The following is a 16,821-nucleotide window of genomic DNA, read 5'->3' on the forward strand; positions in this document are numbered from 1 at the left end:
TATTTGAACGCGGTTTTATTATAATAAATGCATACTGAAGAATTAAATCTTAAAGAAAAAAGCCGCCCTTCCAGAAGAAGGGCGGCTTTTATTTTGGAAGTTTCCTGAATTATGGAAAAAAATGAAATTTCTTCTGGCAGTGTCGTTTTGTCTGGCCGTCAAACATTTGTGGTTCTTCAGGAAAATTCCGGTTCATTTTTAGGTTGTCCTCTTGTGTATGAAGGGGAGCCCGTGCATCGGGCGGATGTTGTTCTGGAATGGCATGAACTGGTGGATGCGGGGCTTTCCCGGCTGGATGTCAGGTGTCGGTCCATTCCCTGTCAGCGATCGGTTCTGTCGGCTCGGGTGCTCGGTCGTGTTGCACCGGAAATCGTGTCTCGTCTGGCTGTACGGGCGGAACGGGAACAGACCCAGCGGAACGGAGAAATCCCGACACGTAAGGATGCAAACAACAGGAAGCGTTTCCGGCAGGCCCCGGTCCGGGCGGTCTGGCTGGACGGTGGCATGATGATGAGCCGCAGGGAGGCTTCGCTGAGAGCCGGGTGAGGGTTGGTTCTCGGGTCGATCCGGGAGAAAAGGTTGAAGCAGATGGATGAAGACGTATCTGGTAAATGTTCTTTGCGACGGGAACAGTCATGGGAACGGAAAAAGAGATTTCTCGAACATCTGTCTGTCAGTGGAAATATTTCGGAAGCCGGGCGTGTCGCCGAGGTCCGGCGCAGTACGTTATATCTCTGGAAAGATACGGATAAGGAATTTTCTGCGCGTTGGGAGGAGGCTCTCGAAGAGGCTGTGGATGCCCTGGAAGCGGAAGCGCGTCGACGCGCCGTGGAAGGATATGACGAGCCTATTACCTATGCGGGGCGAGTTGTCTGCGATCCGGATACGGGTAATCCGATTGTTCGCAAACGGTATAGCGACGGATTGATGGCGTTTCTGCTTCGTGCGCATCGCCCATCCCGTTTCAGGGCGGGTATGGAGTCCGAGGGACGTTCGGGGACGATTTCGATCAATATCAGTAGTGATGACAGCGCCCTTTAGGCTGAATGATTCGCAGCGTGAGGCGGTGCGGCTGCTTGGTGGGCCGGCAAGACATATTCTTCTGAGGGGCGGCTCGCGGTCGGGAAAGACCTTTGTTCTGGTTCGGGCCGTTGTGATACGGGCGCTGAAGGCTCCGGACAGTCGGCATGGCATTTTTCGCCATCGGCTGACGGCGCTGAAGGCGTCGGTTTTGCGGGACACGTTTCCGAAGGTCATGCGGATGTGTTTTCCGCAGGTCGGGTGGAAGCTGGACCGGCAGGACTGTGTTGTGACGTTCCCGAATGGATCGACGATCTTTTTCGGGGGGCTGGATGACGAGCAGCGGACCGAGAAGATCCTCGGTCTGGAGTTTGCGACGGTTTATCTGAACGAAGCCAGCCAGATCAGTTATGGCGCGCGGAACATGCTTCTAACGCGTCTGGCGCAGAAAACCGGTCTGGCGGTGAAGGAATATATCGATGCCAATCCGCCGAGCATGGGACACTGGCTTTATGTGCTTTTCGAAAGCGGGATCGAGCCGAAGTCGGGGGAACCGTTAGCGGACAGGTCGCTGTATGCGACGATGATCCTCAATCCGCAGGCCAACCGGGATAATCTGAGCGAGGATTATCTCGCCAGCCTTGAATCGCTCCCTGAGCGGGAAAAGCGGCGGTTTCTTTATGGTGAATATCAATCGGTTGTTGAAGGTGCGCTGTGGCGGCTGGAGATGTTCCGGCGTGAGGCGGCGGTTACGGCGCAGAGCCGGGCGGATGTGGCGGCCCGTATGCGGCGTATTCTGGTGTCTGTTGATCCTTCGGGGGCTGCGGGACCGGAAGATTACAGGTCCGATGAAATCGGGATTGTGGTCTGTGGCGTTGATGCGGCTGGTGTGGGACATGTTCTGGAAGATCTGTCTGCCAGGGATAGTCCGGCGGGCTGGGCTGCCAGGGCCCTGCGGGCATTTGATGAATGGGGTGCTGAACGCATTGTTGCGGAGCGGAACTTCGGCGGGGCTCTGGTAGAGGGCACGATCCGGAGTGTGCGGGCGCATGCCTCGGTCAAGCTGGTGACGGCGGCGCGGGGCAAGGCGGCACGCGCCGAACCGGTTGCGGCACTCTATGAGGTTGGCAGGGTTGTTCATCATGGCCGGTTCACGGCTCTGGAGGATCAGCTCTGCCATTTTTCGGTCAGCGGATATCGCGGACCACGGTCTCCGGACCGGGCGGATGCGATGGTCTGGGGGCTGAGTGAACTGATGCTTGCCGGACGTGGCGGCATGACGGGCTGGAGCTCGTCTGGATTTTCGCTGGCGCGCTGAACCGATCTTTGCGGGTCGGAATGCGGCCTGAAACAATGGAGAACACATGGATTGGTTGTCCCTGCAACAGCGTTACGCTGTTCCCGCGGGTGCGTCCGCGCGGACGGCGCGGCTGCTGGCGCTTAAGCGTGTTCTGGATGGGACGCAGTATGATGCGCTGCCGCACCCGTTCTCGATGGAGAAGTCGGGGGCGGGGGAATACATTCCGCTGTCCAGCCGGCGTCCTTCGGTACGGACAAATCTGTGCCGGACGGTGGTGGATGAGTCGGTTTCGCTGCTGTTCGGGGATACGCACTGGCCGGGTCTGGTGACGGATGATGCGCGGGTGACGGAAACCTTGAGCACGTTCGCTTCCCAGACCAGGCTGGCGTCGCTGCTGATGGAGGCGGCGCGGCTGGGGTCGGTTGGGTCGGTTGCGATCCTGTTCGAAGTCTCGGCAGGGGTTCCGAAACTGTCGGTTCTGGAAACGGCGTATCTGACGCCGTTCTGGGATGATGCGACGGGGGAACTGCTTCGGGTTGAGGAGCGGTTTTTGGTTCGGGGGCGGGATCTGGCGGCGCAGGGCTATCCGATTGCGGATGAGCTTCTGGGCGCACAGTTTTGGTGGCAACGGATCTGGACGCCTCTGGACTGTGCGGTTTCCGTGCCCTGGCTAGTGGGGATGGATGGCGGGGTCCGGGATGAAAGCCGGTCCGTGCGGCATGGGCTGGGGTTTGTGCCGATTGTCTGGACGCGCAATCTGGGTGGGCCTTATGGGCGTGATCCGGAAGGTGAATGCACGTTCGAGCGGGCGATCGATACGGTCATCGAGGCGGATTATCTGCTGTCACAGGCAGGTCGGGGGCTGAAATACGGGTCTGATCCGACGCTGGTGCTGAAGACGGGTGGGTTTTCCGACGGTGTGGCGCATCAGGGCGGGGCGGCTTCGGCGCTGACGCTGCCGCCGGAAGGTGATGCCAAACTGCTGGAAATCAACGGGAATGCGGCGGGGGCGGTGCTCGATCATTATCGGGAACTGCGTCTGGTGGTGCTTGAGCAGTTGCATGGCAACCGGGCGCATGGCGACCGGGTTGGTGGTGCGCAGTCGGGCAAGGCCATGGAGATGATGTGTCAGCCACTGATCTGGCTGGTGGATCGTCTGCGGCATTCCTACGGCGAGGGGGCGCTGCTCTCGATTTACCGGATGGCGTGCCGGTTTTCCTGTGTTCTGGAAAACGGGCTGCGGATCGGGGGAACGCTGGTCAAGGACCTGCCGTACTGCCGCATGAGCCTGCGGTGGCCGGCATGGTTTCCGTCTACCGATCCGGAGCTGCTGTCACTGACGCAGGGTCTGGTGACGTCGGTCTCCAACGGAATTCTGAGCCGCGAGACGGCGGTTCGGATGTTTGCGATGGCATCGGGAAATTCTGATCCGAATACGGAATGGAAAATGCTGGAGCAGTGGTGTGCTTCTGAACAAGCATGAGTGTTGACGGGGGAATGATGTCCGGAACTGATGACACCATTGAGGATGTGGAGGCTCTGCGTCAGGCGCTGAATGAAGCGCGGAGCGAGGTTGAGGCGGTCCGTCAGGAAATGACGGATGTTGTGACACGGCAGGAGACGCTTCAGCGCAGCCATGAGGAAGCGCTGGCCCGCGTGCGGGAGGACAGTGACCGGGAAGTCATTGTGGCGGCGCTTCGGGCGGAGGCGATCCGCAATGGTGCGCATAATCCTGATGATGTCGTGCGGCTGATTGATCTGGAAGGGATCAACCGGGGCGAGGATGGTTCCGTGGTCGGTGTGGCAGAGGCTTTGCAGCAGGCCCGTCAGGAGCGGGCCTATCTGTTCGGCGAAGCGCTGCGACCCGGATATTCGAGCGGAACCACCGTCGGGCAAGCAGCGCCTCGCCCGGGCGGGATTGAACCGTTCAATGCGCGCGCCGTCAGCGAGGCGGATTATGAAGCGCGCAAATGGCAGTTTCTGGCCCAGGGCTGAGGTCCGGGACGATATTTGACCGGGTCTGATGGCAGGCCGGGTTCAGAAAACACATTTACGGAAAAAATACATGAGCATTGATAATTTTCCTGTTCAGCTTCAGGCCGCCATTCAGCAGGGTTTTCTGGCCCGCGAGTTCGAGAATGGTCTGAAATCCCGGCTGGGTTTCCGGCAGGTTGCCGATCGTGAAGTATTCCCGAATGCCATTGGTGAGACGCTGACGAAGACCCGCAAGAGTCTCAAGGCGCCGGTGACGACGCCGCTGAACCCGACAGGCAATACGAATTTCGATAATGGTCTGACCCCGTCTGGCTGGTCGGTCGAGCAGTACACGCTCTCCATCAACCAGTATGGCGATACGATTGACCTGAATATGGTGACCAGTGGCGTGGGAATTGCATCGCAGTTTCTGGCCAATGCCAACACTAATGGCGTGCAGGCCATGCAGTCTCTGGACCGTCTGGCGCGTAACACGCTTTTTGGCGGTGCGCAGAATGGTGTTGGTGGCTATCTGGGCGGCAATACGCGTGTGACTGCGACGCTGGGCAGCGAAGAGAACACCATTGCGGTTGATGATATCCGCGGCTTCCAGTCCGTGATCGTGAATGGTCAGGTGACGCCGATCAGTGCGACCAATGGCATGACCGTGACTGTTGGCAGTGATGTTTATACGCTGGTCAGCGTGGCGGCAGATGCGGCGAATGTGTCCACGGCACCAGGCGGTGTTTCGGGGCAGATGACGTTCTCTACGGCTGTGTCTGTTGCGGATGGCACGGAAGGTCAGGCCGTTGTGGCTTCCACGGCACCGCTGGTGATCCGTCCGAATGGTCGTCTGACAACGGCGGCACTGCAGACGGCCAGTGCGAGCGGTCTGGCGGATACGCTGGGCATCCAGCAGGTTCTGGCTGGTGTGGCGACGCTGCGGCGTAACAACGTGCCGATGATCAATGGTGCGTATCACTGTTACCTTGATGATCTGCAGCTTCTTTCGCTGTTCCGCGATCCGGATTTCAAACATCTGTATCGTGGAGCTTATGGTTCGGAAGAGTATCGTTCCGGACAGGTGATTGAATTGCTCGGCGTGCGGTTTATTCCGACGACTGAAGCGCCGCAGCAGGCATCTCTGGGTTCCGGTTCCATTCATCGTGCGCTTCTGCTGGGACAGGGTGCGCTGATTGAGGGTGACTGTGCTCTGACGGGTCATTCCGATATTCCGGATTCCGAGCGTGCGCTGATCGAGATGGTGGATAGCGTGGCGATGGTGACGCGTGAGCCGCTGGATCGTCTGCGCCAGATCATTGCGCAGTCCTGGTACTGGATTGGTGGTTTTGCGCTGCCGACCGACGTGACGGCGGACATGACGGTTATTCCGACGGCCACGAACAGCTATCTCAAGCGTGGTGTCGTGATTGAGAGCCTTGGCACGGATGCGCTTGGTCTGACGTTCTGAGGTTTTTTGGCTCCTATCTGTAAGGCGGGGGCCTCTCTTGCAGGGAGAATGACATGTCCGGAACGGTTGGTTTATCGACGGATATTCTCTCGGAAGGAGAGAAAATGGATATCCGTCGGTTCTGTGGTTATCCCGCGATCGGGTCGCGTGAAGGCAATCAGGAATCCTGGCGTTTCTTTCAGGTGGAAGGGGCGCTTGAATGGCGGATGAATTGTCTGTCCGGGGCAGAGCTTCAGCAAATCCGGCTTTATCTGTCGCAGCTTTATCCGCTGGAAAACGCGATTACGGCGTCGTCGGACAATCTGGATACGGCGCGGGCGGCGGGCTGGTATCACAATGGCCGGGAAGTGCAGGACCGGGTGATGCTGTTCACGCTGTGGCGGCGGCGTCTGTGTGCGTTTCTGGGCGTGACGGGTGGTCTGGAGTTGCAGGACGGCCGGGCGATCGTGGTTTGAGGAGAGGGATGTGCAGCAGGCGATGATCGCGGCCAGGCTTTCCAAAGGATATGCGAGGGCTGCGGCTGTGCTGGGGGCCTCGGGGGAGCAGTATCGGCCTTCGGGAGGGCTGTCGCCAATGGAAACCCTTTATGCGCAGCCTATGCTGGCTTTTGACGTCGATGCCGGGTTTTCGTTTGCACGGCCGATCGGGTGGGGCATTCCGACGGAATATGTCCTGACGGACCGGCGGGATGATACGCAGGTTGCCGATATTCTTGTGGCGAGCGGACGGACGTATTTTGTGGCGTCCGTGGAGCCGTTGCGGCCTCCCCTGTGTGTGGTGTGTAGCCGGACGGTTTCAGTCAGCGGTGTTACGGGGACGGTGCAGACGCTGGTCTCGGAATGTCCGGCGGCCATTATCATGCGGGCGAAGGGAGAGTCTGCAGGCAGTGGTGTGCCGGGGGCAACGCGTCCGGGACAGTCCGTGATGTATCTTCCGCTGCTGCCCGGTGTGGTGCTGACGCCTTACATGACGGTCACGACTGATCTGGGCACGACTTATACAGTCAATGCGGTGGAAATGTCCGGGTTCGGGATCCGGTGTACCATGTCGCTTCAGCAGGTCTGAGGGAGGGCGAAAATGACAGATGCCTCCAGAGTCGGATTGGCGCTGGCTTATAACTGTGCGCAGATCCTGTATCCGGATGGGCTGTCGGGAGCTTCAGTGACAGGGCGGCAGGTGGTGCTGCGGCGGGGGTGGCTTTTGCCGAGCGATCTTTTCGCGGCGCAGAACATCCGCAACAACATCGATTTCGTGACTGTTACCATGGCGCCGCGGAAAATGCCGGAATGGGCTGAACCTTTGGGGCGGCCCTGGCGGGTACAGCAGAAAGTGGTTCCTACGGTTGGGGTCGTGGTTACGGATGGGACGGTTGAGATCGTCTTTTCCGGGACATCCACGCCTGCGGGTGTGGTGGCGGTCTGGCTGGATGACATGCCGCATGGAGGTGCCCCTTCCGCGGCTTATGCGGTGACGGCGCAGGATACGCCAGCGACGGTTGCGGCGGCTTTGGCGGCGGCGTTGACGGATGGTGTGGCGAGCGGAGCAACGGTCAGTGTGCCGGGACGGGTTCTGAACGGTCATGCCGGTGGGTATGGGCAGTCGGTCCGGGTGACGCGGCGGCAGGCGCAGCTTTATCGGGTTTCAATCTGGACTGCGGATGCGACGGCGCGGGAGACACTGGCGTCCGTGCTGGATGCGGCACTGGCGGAGCAGAGCTGGATTACTACTCTGGACGGGCGGGAGGCTCAGCTTCGGTTTCAGAGCGTGGAAGACGTCGACACGATGCAGAACGAAGCGTTGTACCGGCGGGATTATTTCTATGAGCTGGTTTTCGATACCCTTCAGGTGCAGTGGGCCTCCGAAATGCTGTGCGGTATCGGAAACCTGTCCGACGAAGAGGGGCTTCCGGCATCTTTCGGTATTCTGGCACCGGGTACGGCAAACCAGACAGTGACGGCGGCTCTGGAGGCCATGCAGGCGGCGGTTGCGGCGCAGGCGGCAGCCTCGTCCTATCCGGGGCTGGGTGTTGACCGGTTCGGGACGGTGGTTGCTGCCTGACGGACAGGCTGAGTCAAAGGGCTGAAATTTCATCAGGAAAGCGGGTAGCTTCTGTCGGAAGCGCCCGCTTTCTGCATTTTGGAGAGCGATCCGGGGATGTCTCTGGTCTATCAGGCGGGAACGCTGAATACCACGGCACTGACCGTGCCAAATCTTTATGTGCAGATTGCCCAGCCGCAGACGCTGGCCCTGGCTGGAGCATCGTCTTCGCAGCTGGGTGTCGTGGGAACTGCCGGCTGGGGGCCGGTGGGGATGCCGCTGCCGATCGGGGGCATGAGCGACTATGTCGCGGCGTTCGGTGCCAAGCAGAACAGGACGACAGATGCGGGTCTGGCGGTCAATATCGCCGTGATGCAGGAAGCGTCGTCCTTTGTGGTCGTCCGGGTGACGGACGGGACAGACGTGGCTGCGAAGGGCACGATTGATGGCGTGGAAATCCAGGCCGTTCATACGGGCAGCGTCGGCAACGGGATCGTGGCGGCCGTAACGGCGACGGGTTCCGGATACGCCCTTGCGGTGGCCCATGCGGATCTGGGAGCTGCGACCTATGCCGGGGCGGACTGGTCTGCCATTGCGGCGGCTGTGTCTCAGGATCTGAATGCACTGGTAAAAATCGTGCTGCCGGAGACGGTTCCGGCTGTGGCCGCTGCGAACGTTACGCTTTCGGGCGGTACGGATGGCGGTGTACCGACGACGGCTCAGTTTATCGGGCAGGACAGTACCGTCCGGACTGGCATGTATGCGCTGCGCGGGCAGGGCTGTGCGGTGGCGCTGCTGCATGGTGTGACGGACAGCACGTCCTATACGGCTCAGGCGGCTTTCGGAACCTCCGAAGGGATCTACATGATCGCGGCTGGGCTGGCGTCCGACACGGTAACGAATGCCATTTCGGTCAAGGCGGCGAGTGGGCTGGATGCGTCGTCGGTCAAGCTGATGTTTGGTGACTGGCTGTGGTGGAATGATGACACCAACGGCATGATGCTGGTCAGTCCGCAGGCGTTTGCCGGTGGCAAGCTGGTGGCGCTTTCGCCGGAACAGTCCAGTCTCAACAAGGCGTTGTCGGGAGTGGTTGGCAGCCAGAAGGCGGGTCTGACGGGGAGCAGTGCGACCTATTCTACGGCCGAGCTGTCTGCCCTGTTTACGGCCGGGATTGATGTGATCTGCAATCCGGCGCCGGGTGGAACGTACTGGGCCGTGCGTTGCGGTCACAACTCGTCCAGCAAGAGCACCATGAATGGTGACAACTACACGCGCCTGACGAATTACATTGCGGCTTCGCTTGCTGGTGGCATGGGTGGTTATGTGGGTGAAGTGATCAACGATACGCTGTTCAGCGATATTCGTTCGACGCTTCTGGGTTTTCTGTCGTCGCTGCTGTCGCAGGGTATTCTGGGCGTTCAGAATGGTGAACTGCCTTACAGCGTGGTCTGTGATTCGAGCAATAATCCGCAGTCCCGCACGGCGCTGGGCTATGTGCAGGCGGATGTTGCCGTGCGGTACCAGGGCATCAACGAGAAATTCATCGTCAATCTGCAGGGTGGTGCATCTGTCACCGTGTCGTCTGCATCGGGGAGTGTCGGCTAAATGGCAAATCCATACAGCATTGGCCGGGATTGCCGGATTACGGTTCTGTGGAATGGTCAGCGGGTGGATCTGCGAGATGTCACGTCTTTCAGTGCGGCTCAGGAAACGCAGGCTTTGCGTGCCAACCCGCTGAACGGGGTGCCGCTGGAGTTCAATGTTCCCAATGGCTGGCGGGGGGCATTCCAGATTGCCCGCGCCAATGCAGCACTGGATAATCTGGTGGCGGCTGTCGAGGCTGCTTACTGGAATGCTGGGACGGTCGGCAGCGGAACGATCTATCAGTACGTTACTGAACCGGATGGAACGACCAGCACCTGGGAATTCAGCAATGTTTCCATGCAGCTGAAAAGTGATCCCTGGCAGGCAGATCACATGATCCATCAGACGGTTCAGTTCTTTGCTTCTACGAGGACGAAAATTTCGTGAGTGATTTTCCGCAGGAAGTTGTCCTGTCCGACAACCGCCGTCTGACGCTGCGCGAGATTGATCCGGCGGATATGCTGGATCTGATCGAGGCAGCGGGCAGTGCGATCAATGGCGCGTCGGCATCCGCATGGCTCGGTTATGCGGAGATGATCTGTTCGGTGACGGCCATTGATGGTGTGCCGGTTCAGATGCCGCAGAACAAGGATGAAATCCGGGATCTGGCGCGTCGCGTCGGGAAGGCCGGGATTGCTGCGCTGACGCCGCTGTTTGAGCGTGATGCGGATGAGGATCTTCGGGACGTCGCAAAAAACTGAGCCGGCACTCCGGGTTCCAGGAGATGCTTTATCTGCTGGATCACGGAGTGCCGTGGGATGTGTTGCGGGGATGGTCGCGGGCACGGCGTCTGGCGGCCTGTGTCATTACCGCAGAGCGGGACGGGCACAGTTTTGACTGGAATATGATGTCCTATCAGGGAGAGATATGATGCGGCAGGTGCTCTGGCAGAATATTCTCTCGGTCAGGACGTTTCCTGTCGGCTTTTCCAGAGGAATGGCACGAAGTTCGGTTATGGTTTCGGCTGTGCCCCGTTTGAAAAGACGGGTCGGGGTTGCTGTGTCTCGTGGGCGGGGCCGTTCTATTTTGGAGGTCGGGAACGGGTTTTCCGGAACGCGTAGAAGTTCTGACAAGCCCGGAAAGGTTCATATCCGAAAGGTGGATGGAATTGTTCATCCGTCACTCTTTTCCAAACGTGCAGAGTGCCGGACAGACATGTTTTCTCGGCCGGTTTTGTCGGCATCGAGTTCTGCTTCTGGGAGTGTGGCTTTCCTGAAACGGATTTCGTGTTCGGTTGAACGGAAATTACAGGGCGTAGGTGCGCGGAAGCGGCCTGCTCCTGCAGGCGTACGAGGCACGGCATCTGCCAGGCATCCTGCGCCGATTGTGGCAATTGCGACGAAACGGCGCAGTCATAGCATGGAAGCTGGGTCCCGTGTTCTCTCCAAAGTGGTCAGGACCGGGACGGGGCGTAAAAGCGGAGCGGCCGTCAGGGGTAAGCCCGGGAGCGGAGTAAATTGTGTGCCGGCGGTTCGCAGGGCTGTGGTTAGCGGGCAGTCTCATGAGGGCGTTGGTCAGGCGTATGCGCGGCATCAGGACGTTTTGGAAACCGAGCGTCATCATGAGCCAGAGGCTCCGGATGTTCATGTGAACAATGAAGCGGGGAATATTGGTTTTCTGCTGGGAAATCGACGTTCCCGTCTGGCTGCGCGCCGCTCTGGCGGTGGTGTCGATGAAATCATGCAGCCTCAGTATCCGGGCCGAAGTATCGGATTTTTCTGACAGAGGAGATGTTTCCTGATGGGTATTGGCCTTTCTGACATAGAAAATGCCATTGGCGCTGTGGGGCGGCTGGGATCATCATCACCCGTCATACTGGGAAATCTGGTTCTGACAGGAATTGAGGTTCCTGACACATTGCAGGTCGGCGGGCGTCAGATGCTCGTTGTGCATCGTCTGCCGGGAGGCGGGCGGGTTGTTGATGCGCTGGGGAATGACCCAGGGCGTCTGGAACTGAAGGGCCGGTTTCTTGGTCCGGATGCGCAGATGCGGGCGCAGGCGGTCGAGCGCATGCGGATGGCGGGGCAGCAGGTCGCCTTTTCGGCGGCTGGTTTGTCCGTGCAGGTTTGGATCGCCCAGTTCACTTATGTCTATCAGGCAAAAGGGGCTGTCTGTTCCTATACGCTGATCCTTGAACGGCCGCAGGAAACAGCATCCACACAGACGTCAAGCACTCTGTCCGGAGTGCTTGGGGACGATGTGGGAAGTGCTCTGGACAGTTTTTCGGGGGTGGTTTCAAACGTTTCCGAAGGTGTGTTTACGGCTGCTGGACAGGTGTCTTCAGTCGTGGGGCAGGTCATGCCGCTGGCCAGTCTGGTGGGTGCGGGTGGATTTGCCGCGAAGGTGACGGATGCTCTGGGGACGGTCAACGGTGTGGCGCAGAGTGGTATGAATCTCGCCACGGTTCCGTCTGCACTGGCGTCTGTTGCAGGTGGACTGGAAAGTGGGGGAAGCGGTTTGCAGTCCGTGATCACCGGGGCGGGGCAGAATGTCGAATCTATCCAGCCGGTCAATAGTGTGTCGCTGAATGCTCTGGGTCAGAACGCAGCCCTGCTGAGCGCTGCGACGGATGCAGGAAGTCTGATTAATCGGGCTGCGGCGAATGTGGCCGTGGCGCAGGGACAGGAAACGTCTGTACCGTCCGTTTTCGCATGAGGGAATGATGCAGGATATTATTGTCAGTGCTGCGGATATTTCCCTGTTTCATGTGGCTGCGCGTGAGCTTGGGGATGCGTCCCAGTGGTGGAGAATTGCGCAGGTCAACGGGATGACGGATCCGGATCTGGGGAAAATCCCGGAAACTGTCGTGCTGAAGGTTCCATCGGTTGAACGTGATCTGGTGTCCGGTCTGCCGGATGGAGCCGGGTCATGAATGTCAGGAATCTGGAAGCCCAGGTCCTTTTTGACGGGCAGGTTGATCCGGTTCTGGCGCTTGTGCAGTTTGAAGTCGATGCCAGCCGGTATGAAGCCTGTGATGTTGCCTCGCTGCGTTTTGCGGTTCGGAATCAGGGACAGGGAAACCTGTGGTTTGAGGCAGAGCAGCCGGCGCGGAAACGGGTGACGCTTCAGATGCGGAATACCCAGAGCGCCAGTTCATCCTGGACAACGCTGTTCGAGGGGCGCCTGGATCATATCGAATATGCGGCTGAACATGCCTGTCTGGAAATGGAATGCCGGGATGCGCTGGCGGCTCTGATGGATCTGCGGGTTCAGGATGCCTGGCTCAATCATACCCAGCAGGAGCTTCTAGAAATCATGGCTCAGGCTGCGGGGTTGGATGCGACGATCTCGTTGCCTTCAGATCAGGCCACGCTTATGGCCGGTCAGTTCTGGCAGATCGAGCATAAACGTGGCGCTCTCATGGGGCAGCATCGGTTCCAGACGGCGGCTGATCTGGCTTTTACGATTGCACGGGATGCATTCTGTGATCTTTACGCAGAAGGAACATCCCTTGTCTGTCAGCCGCTGGGCTCTGCTTCCGATGCGGGCGCGCAGGTCACGGATATGCGTCATGCCGTTCTTGAGACGAATGTTGCGCGGGACCTTCAGCTTTTATCCGGTGTCGTTGTGCATATGGCGTCGTGGGATTCACGACAGAGAAGCACGACGCAGGTCTATTACGATGGTGTTTCATTTTCTCAGGATGCACCGGCGGGAAGTGCCAGCATCCATACATTTCGTGTTCCTGGACGCAGGCTGGATGAGTTGCAGCGGCTGGCTCGTGGCAAACATGCGCGGATTGCTGCTCATGCCTTAACCGTCCGGATCAGGATTCCAGGCGTCATTGGTATTGCGCCACGGAATTTCATGACCGTCGTGACTGGCAGTCAGGAAAAGACTCTGGGAATTGATCAGGTTATTTCCCGTTTTTCTGTGGAAAAGGGATTTGTGCAGCAGGTTGTCCTGCGGGATCGCGGAGGGGAAACATGAATGATGCCCGGTTTGATGCCGCTGTGCTGCAGGGCCGGACGGCGCATACGATGTTCGGGATTGTCTCGGCCGTTGATCCTGTCAACTATGCCGTGAAAGTCCGGATTCAGCCTGAAAATGTGGAGACTGGCTGGATTCCGGATGCGGGTGGCGTTCATGCGGGGGATCTGCGGATTGCATGTCCGTCTTCGCCTGGAACGCATGTTGTTCTGCAGCCGGTTGAAGGGGATGGCGAGCATCTGGTCGTGATGGGATGTGTGTTTGATACCGTCGTGATGGCGCCTGTTTCTCCGTTCACCGGTTCTGCTGCCCAGCCTGGCGAACTGCTGGTCAGGGGCGGGTGTGGACGCCCGCCGGTTTCATCCTCTGGAGCATCGGGAAGTGCATCTTCCGAGGCTGGCTGGCTGCATATCGGGCCGAGTGGTGTTGCGGCAGGGGCGGGCAATGCGCGGCTGGTTCTCAGGGACGGAGAGATCAGTTTTTCTGTAGGAGGCACAGCTATGACGCTGAGCTCCGCCGGGCTGAAGGTTTCGGGTGGAGATGTGCGGACGGACCAGCATTCCCTGAACGGGCATGTCCATCTGGCAGGAAGCCAGAATACGGGAGGGCCGATTGGATGATCGCTCTTTCACATGTTTTTGGAAATGATCTGGTTCTGGATTCTGGCGGACTTGGGACGGTTTCCGGAACTGAACTGACGCGGCAGAGCCTGCTGAGGCGTTTGCTGACCGTGCCAGGGGATTATATCTGGCAGCTTGATTATGGTGTGGGACTGCCGCTCATGGTTGGTCAGGTCATTGCGCCGGAAGCCATGGAATCTGTCATCCAGGCGCAGGTGCAGGCGGATGCCGGCGTGGATTCATCGCAGGCAGTGACTGTAACTGTAACGGACGAAGAGAGCGGCGTTTGCAGATGCAACGTCTCCCATGTCGATGCTGGATCCGGTCAGCAGCAGAGCCTGTCTTTTTCCTACTGAAATAATGAGAGCGGCACGTTACTGAACCGCTCCAAGAGGATGCGATGTCTCTCTCCTTACGTTCCTTTTCCACGACTGTTTCCGCAGCCGTGACAGCAGCGCAGGCCTCCTGTTCCCAGTTGCTGGATGTTTCCATCGGTTCCCCTGCGCGGGCTCTGATGGAAAGTGTGGGCGGTGTTGGCCTGTGGTTGCAGTATCTGGTGCTGCAGTCACTGCTGCGGACCCGTCTGGCGACGTCTACGGGCTCCGATTGCGACAGTTTCGTCAATGATTTCGGCATGACCCGACTGCCGGGTACGCCCGCGACGGGTCTTGTGACGTTTACGTCTTTCATGGCCAGCGAGCAGTCGGCGGTTGTGCCGCCCGGCGTCATTGTACGGACTGTCGGTGGGATCTCATTTGTCGTGACGCAGGACCAGTCTCTGCCGACCTGGTCGGCGTCTGCCGGGGGATATGTACGGGCAGCGGGAGTTTTCACGTTGTCTGTCCCGGTTTCGTGTCAGGTGGCTGGATCGGCCGGGAATGTTTCAGCCGGTGCGATCTGTCTTATGGGTACGGCGGTATCGGGACTGGATACCGTGACGAATACGGCACCTTTTCTCAATGGTTCCGATCAGGAAACGGATAGTCAGCTGAGGGCGCGGTTTCCGCTCTGGCTGGCGGCCAAGGCATCCGCAAGTCGTGCAGCGGTCGGGAATGCCATTGCGAATGTCCAGACGGATCTGAGTTACTCCCTGCGGGATGGTCTTGATGCGGCAGGGCTGGCGCGGAGCGGGTATTTCACCGCCGTGATCAATGATGGGAGCGGTGTACCTTCAGATCAGCTGCTGTCAGAGGTCTATGAGGTTATTGATTCGGTCCGGGCGCTCGGGGTCGGGTTTGGTGTGCAGGCGCCTCAGGTTCTGAGCGTGGATGTCTCCATGGATGTGGTGGTGCCGTCTTCCGTAACGGTACAGCAGGCGCAGAGTGCCATTCAGTCTGTTGTGGCAAAGGATATTGCGTCGATGACGGTAGGCGATGGCTATCCGTACAGTCGCCTGTCTTATCTGGCCTATGCCGGTGCAGGCATTTCCGTGACGTCGGTTCTGAATGTCCGCCTGAACGGAGGGCAGGCCGATATTCCTGCAAACGGCAATCAGGCTCTGGTTGTCGGAAACATTCAGATCAATGTCACTCAGGGCTGAGGATTCGGAATCTGGCTCTATCGGTAGGGATGAGGAATTCTCATGGCTGTCTTTAATACTTATCCGAAACTCGACTCCCTGACAGGAGAAGAGGTTCTTGTTCTGGCGGATTCCACCGGAACACGGACGGTTACGGCTACTGTGGCGCAGGTGATCGAAGCACCTGTCAGCGTTGAGGCCAGTGGTCAGTTCTATTCGGACAAGGGTGCGCAGGTAAAACGGTTTGCGGACCGGCTTCTGGTTGGTGTGGCGGCGGAAAATCCGGCTTTGAGTGATCGGGCCAGTTCTTCGCAGGATGACTGGCTCTCGGAAACCATGGCGGCGACATCAATCGGTCCATGGGCCCTGCAGGATGCCCAGTGCGCGTCGGTTGCGCAGTTTGGCAACAGTGCGTTTGTGGCGGGTTCGCGGACGTCAGATGCGCTGAGCGGGTCTTCGGTTCTGGGTTTTCAGCCGAGCAGCATTGGAGTGGCGTCATGGGGAATTTCCGATGACACGTCCAATCCCACGACCACGACAGCCTATGCCTATTATGGCGAGGCATGGCGCATGGCGGGTGTGGATTATCAGCCTACTTTCGGGATGGAGCTTGAGGCGGTCAATTTTGGTGGTCTCGCCGTCGGACAGTCGACGCCTTATGCGCCGAATGTTGGTGGTGGCGTGTACGGGATCCAGCTTGGTGCAGGAGGTGGCCAGACTTCTGGAACTTCTGATGCTGCGGCAGGAATGGTTTTCGTGTCCAATCCAAATTCTTGGCAGACGGGTACTGTCTTTGGGGCACAATCCCTGACGGGGACGGATGGGAAGGATTCAGGCTACGCATCGGCTGTTTCGCTGGCTCGCAATCAGGCGGTCGAGTGGCACACACCTGAAACCGTTTCTGGTGTGGCAGGTGCCAATGTGGGGGCATTTGTCCGTTCGACGGTGACCGAGCGCTCCAATGGGACGCGACAGGAGTTTAGCGATAACGGAATCCTGTTTGCCAACATCGAAGGGCAGACGCTTTTTTCGGTCGCTACGATGGAGAACCCGACCAATGCGCTGCAGGTGCAGGCTGGCGCAGGAACGCAGGCAGCGGGTCTGTATGTTCAGGAAGGAACGGGTGGTTCTGGAAATCTGGGTCTTTTCCCGGCAAGTGGCGGAGAATTACAGATTACATCCCCAGTCACGGGGGCAGGCGCTACGATGCCGAGTGTTGCTGATGGTGGTTTCCTGCATATCAACATCAATGGCGCAGATTATCGCATCCCGCTGATGAGTGCTGCCCAGGCCGGGGGTTAATGGC

General features: G+C 58.8%; 19 protein-coding genes. All 19 read left to right on the forward strand.

Translation table 11 applies throughout. The features are described from left to right. Positions 1-231: 231 nt before the first annotated feature. The 19 genes from GRO01_RS12160 to GRO01_RS12250 all read left to right on the forward strand — a co-directional run bounded on the left by GRO01_RS12160 (position 232) and on the right by GRO01_RS12250 (position 16,817). Positions 232-546, forward strand: a complete 315-nt coding sequence (locus GRO01_RS12160) for a hypothetical protein (protein WP_231490030.1) — start codon at positions 232-234, stop codon at positions 544-546. A 42-nt stretch (positions 547-588) separates the two neighbouring features. After that, entirely contained in the window at positions 589-1,041 is a 453-nt protein-coding gene (locus GRO01_RS12165; RefSeq protein ID WP_062507276.1) for a hypothetical protein, read from the forward strand. Then, positions 1,025-2,338, forward strand: a complete 1,314-nt coding sequence (locus GRO01_RS12170) for a phage terminase large subunit (RefSeq protein ID WP_174787451.1) — start codon at positions 1,025-1,027, stop codon at positions 2,336-2,338. The genes GRO01_RS12165 and GRO01_RS12170 overlap by 17 nt, the downstream gene beginning before the upstream one ends. A gap of 46 nt (positions 2,339-2,384) precedes the next feature. Next, positions 2,385-3,803, forward strand: a complete 1,419-nt coding sequence (locus tag GRO01_RS12175) for a phage portal protein (RefSeq protein WP_062507278.1) — start codon at positions 2,385-2,387, stop codon at positions 3,801-3,803. Beyond that, positions 3,800-4,315: a phage scaffolding protein gene (locus tag GRO01_RS12180; RefSeq protein ID WP_231490034.1), complete on the forward strand. Its 516-nt coding sequence runs from the start codon at positions 3,800-3,802 to the stop codon at positions 4,313-4,315. The genes GRO01_RS12175 and GRO01_RS12180 overlap by 4 nt, the downstream gene beginning before the upstream one ends. 70 nt (positions 4,316-4,385) lie before the next feature. Further along, positions 4,386-5,765, forward strand: a complete 1,380-nt coding sequence (locus GRO01_RS12185; RefSeq protein WP_062507280.1) for a hypothetical protein — start codon at positions 4,386-4,388, stop codon at positions 5,763-5,765. A 53-nt stretch (positions 5,766-5,818) separates the two neighbouring features. Further along, positions 5,819-6,220: a hypothetical protein gene (locus tag GRO01_RS12190; protein WP_062507282.1), complete on the forward strand. Its 402-nt coding sequence runs from the start codon at positions 5,819-5,821 to the stop codon at positions 6,218-6,220. A 10-nt stretch (positions 6,221-6,230) separates the two neighbouring features. Further along, entirely contained in the window at positions 6,231-6,830 is a 600-nt protein-coding gene (locus tag GRO01_RS12195; protein WP_174787452.1) for a hypothetical protein, read from the forward strand. A 12-nt stretch (positions 6,831-6,842) separates the two neighbouring features. Further along, positions 6,843-7,823, forward strand: coding sequence for a hypothetical protein (locus GRO01_RS12200; RefSeq protein WP_062507284.1), 981 nt, complete (start codon positions 6,843-6,845; stop codon positions 7,821-7,823). Between the two features lie 96 nt (positions 7,824-7,919). Beyond that, positions 7,920-9,407: a phage tail protein gene (locus GRO01_RS12205; protein ID WP_062507292.1), complete on the forward strand. Its 1,488-nt coding sequence runs from the start codon at positions 7,920-7,922 to the stop codon at positions 9,405-9,407. Next, positions 9,408-9,833, forward strand: coding sequence for a hypothetical protein (locus tag GRO01_RS12210; protein WP_011252772.1), 426 nt, complete (start codon positions 9,408-9,410; stop codon positions 9,831-9,833). Beyond that, entirely contained in the window at positions 9,830-10,147 is a 318-nt protein-coding gene (locus GRO01_RS12215) for a hypothetical protein (RefSeq protein ID WP_062507294.1), read from the forward strand. Before GRO01_RS12210 ends, GRO01_RS12215 begins: the two co-directional genes overlap by 4 nt. Before the next feature lie 1,039 nt (positions 10,148-11,186). Further along, a complete protein-coding gene (locus tag GRO01_RS12220) occupies positions 11,187-12,101 on the forward strand; it encodes a hypothetical protein (protein WP_062507299.1) in 915 nt (304 codons plus the stop codon). Between the two features lie 4 nt (positions 12,102-12,105). Then, complete coding sequence (locus tag GRO01_RS12225; protein WP_174787453.1) at positions 12,106-12,318, forward strand: hypothetical protein; 213 nt, start codon at positions 12,106-12,108, stop codon at positions 12,316-12,318. Continuing rightward, on the forward strand, positions 12,315-13,376 hold the full coding sequence (locus tag GRO01_RS12230) for a hypothetical protein (protein WP_062507301.1): 1,062 nt from the start codon (positions 12,315-12,317) through the stop codon (positions 13,374-13,376). The genes GRO01_RS12225 and GRO01_RS12230 overlap by 4 nt, the downstream gene beginning before the upstream one ends. Continuing rightward, complete coding sequence (locus GRO01_RS12235) at positions 13,373-13,996, forward strand: baseplate assembly protein (RefSeq protein ID WP_062507303.1); 624 nt, start codon at positions 13,373-13,375, stop codon at positions 13,994-13,996. Before GRO01_RS12230 ends, GRO01_RS12235 begins: the two co-directional genes overlap by 4 nt. Beyond that, the gene (locus GRO01_RS12240; RefSeq protein WP_062507305.1) at positions 13,993-14,352 is read left to right on the forward strand and encodes a hypothetical protein; all 360 of its coding nucleotides are present in this window, start codon (positions 13,993-13,995) and stop codon (positions 14,350-14,352) included. Before GRO01_RS12235 ends, GRO01_RS12240 begins: the two co-directional genes overlap by 4 nt. Before the next feature lie 44 nt (positions 14,353-14,396). Beyond that, a complete protein-coding gene (locus GRO01_RS12245) occupies positions 14,397-15,536 on the forward strand; it encodes a baseplate J/gp47 family protein (RefSeq protein WP_062507307.1) in 1,140 nt (379 codons plus the stop codon). A 42-nt stretch (positions 15,537-15,578) separates the two neighbouring features. Next, positions 15,579-16,817 (forward strand): hypothetical protein, encoded by a 1,239-nt coding sequence (locus tag GRO01_RS12250; RefSeq protein ID WP_062507309.1) that lies wholly within the window; start codon positions 15,579-15,581, stop codon positions 16,815-16,817. Positions 16,818-16,821 lie beyond the last annotated feature (4 nt).

The organism is Gluconobacter roseus NBRC 3990, from assembly GCF_006538885.1.
GTDB lineage: Bacteria > Pseudomonadota > Alphaproteobacteria > Acetobacterales > Acetobacteraceae > Gluconobacter > Gluconobacter roseus.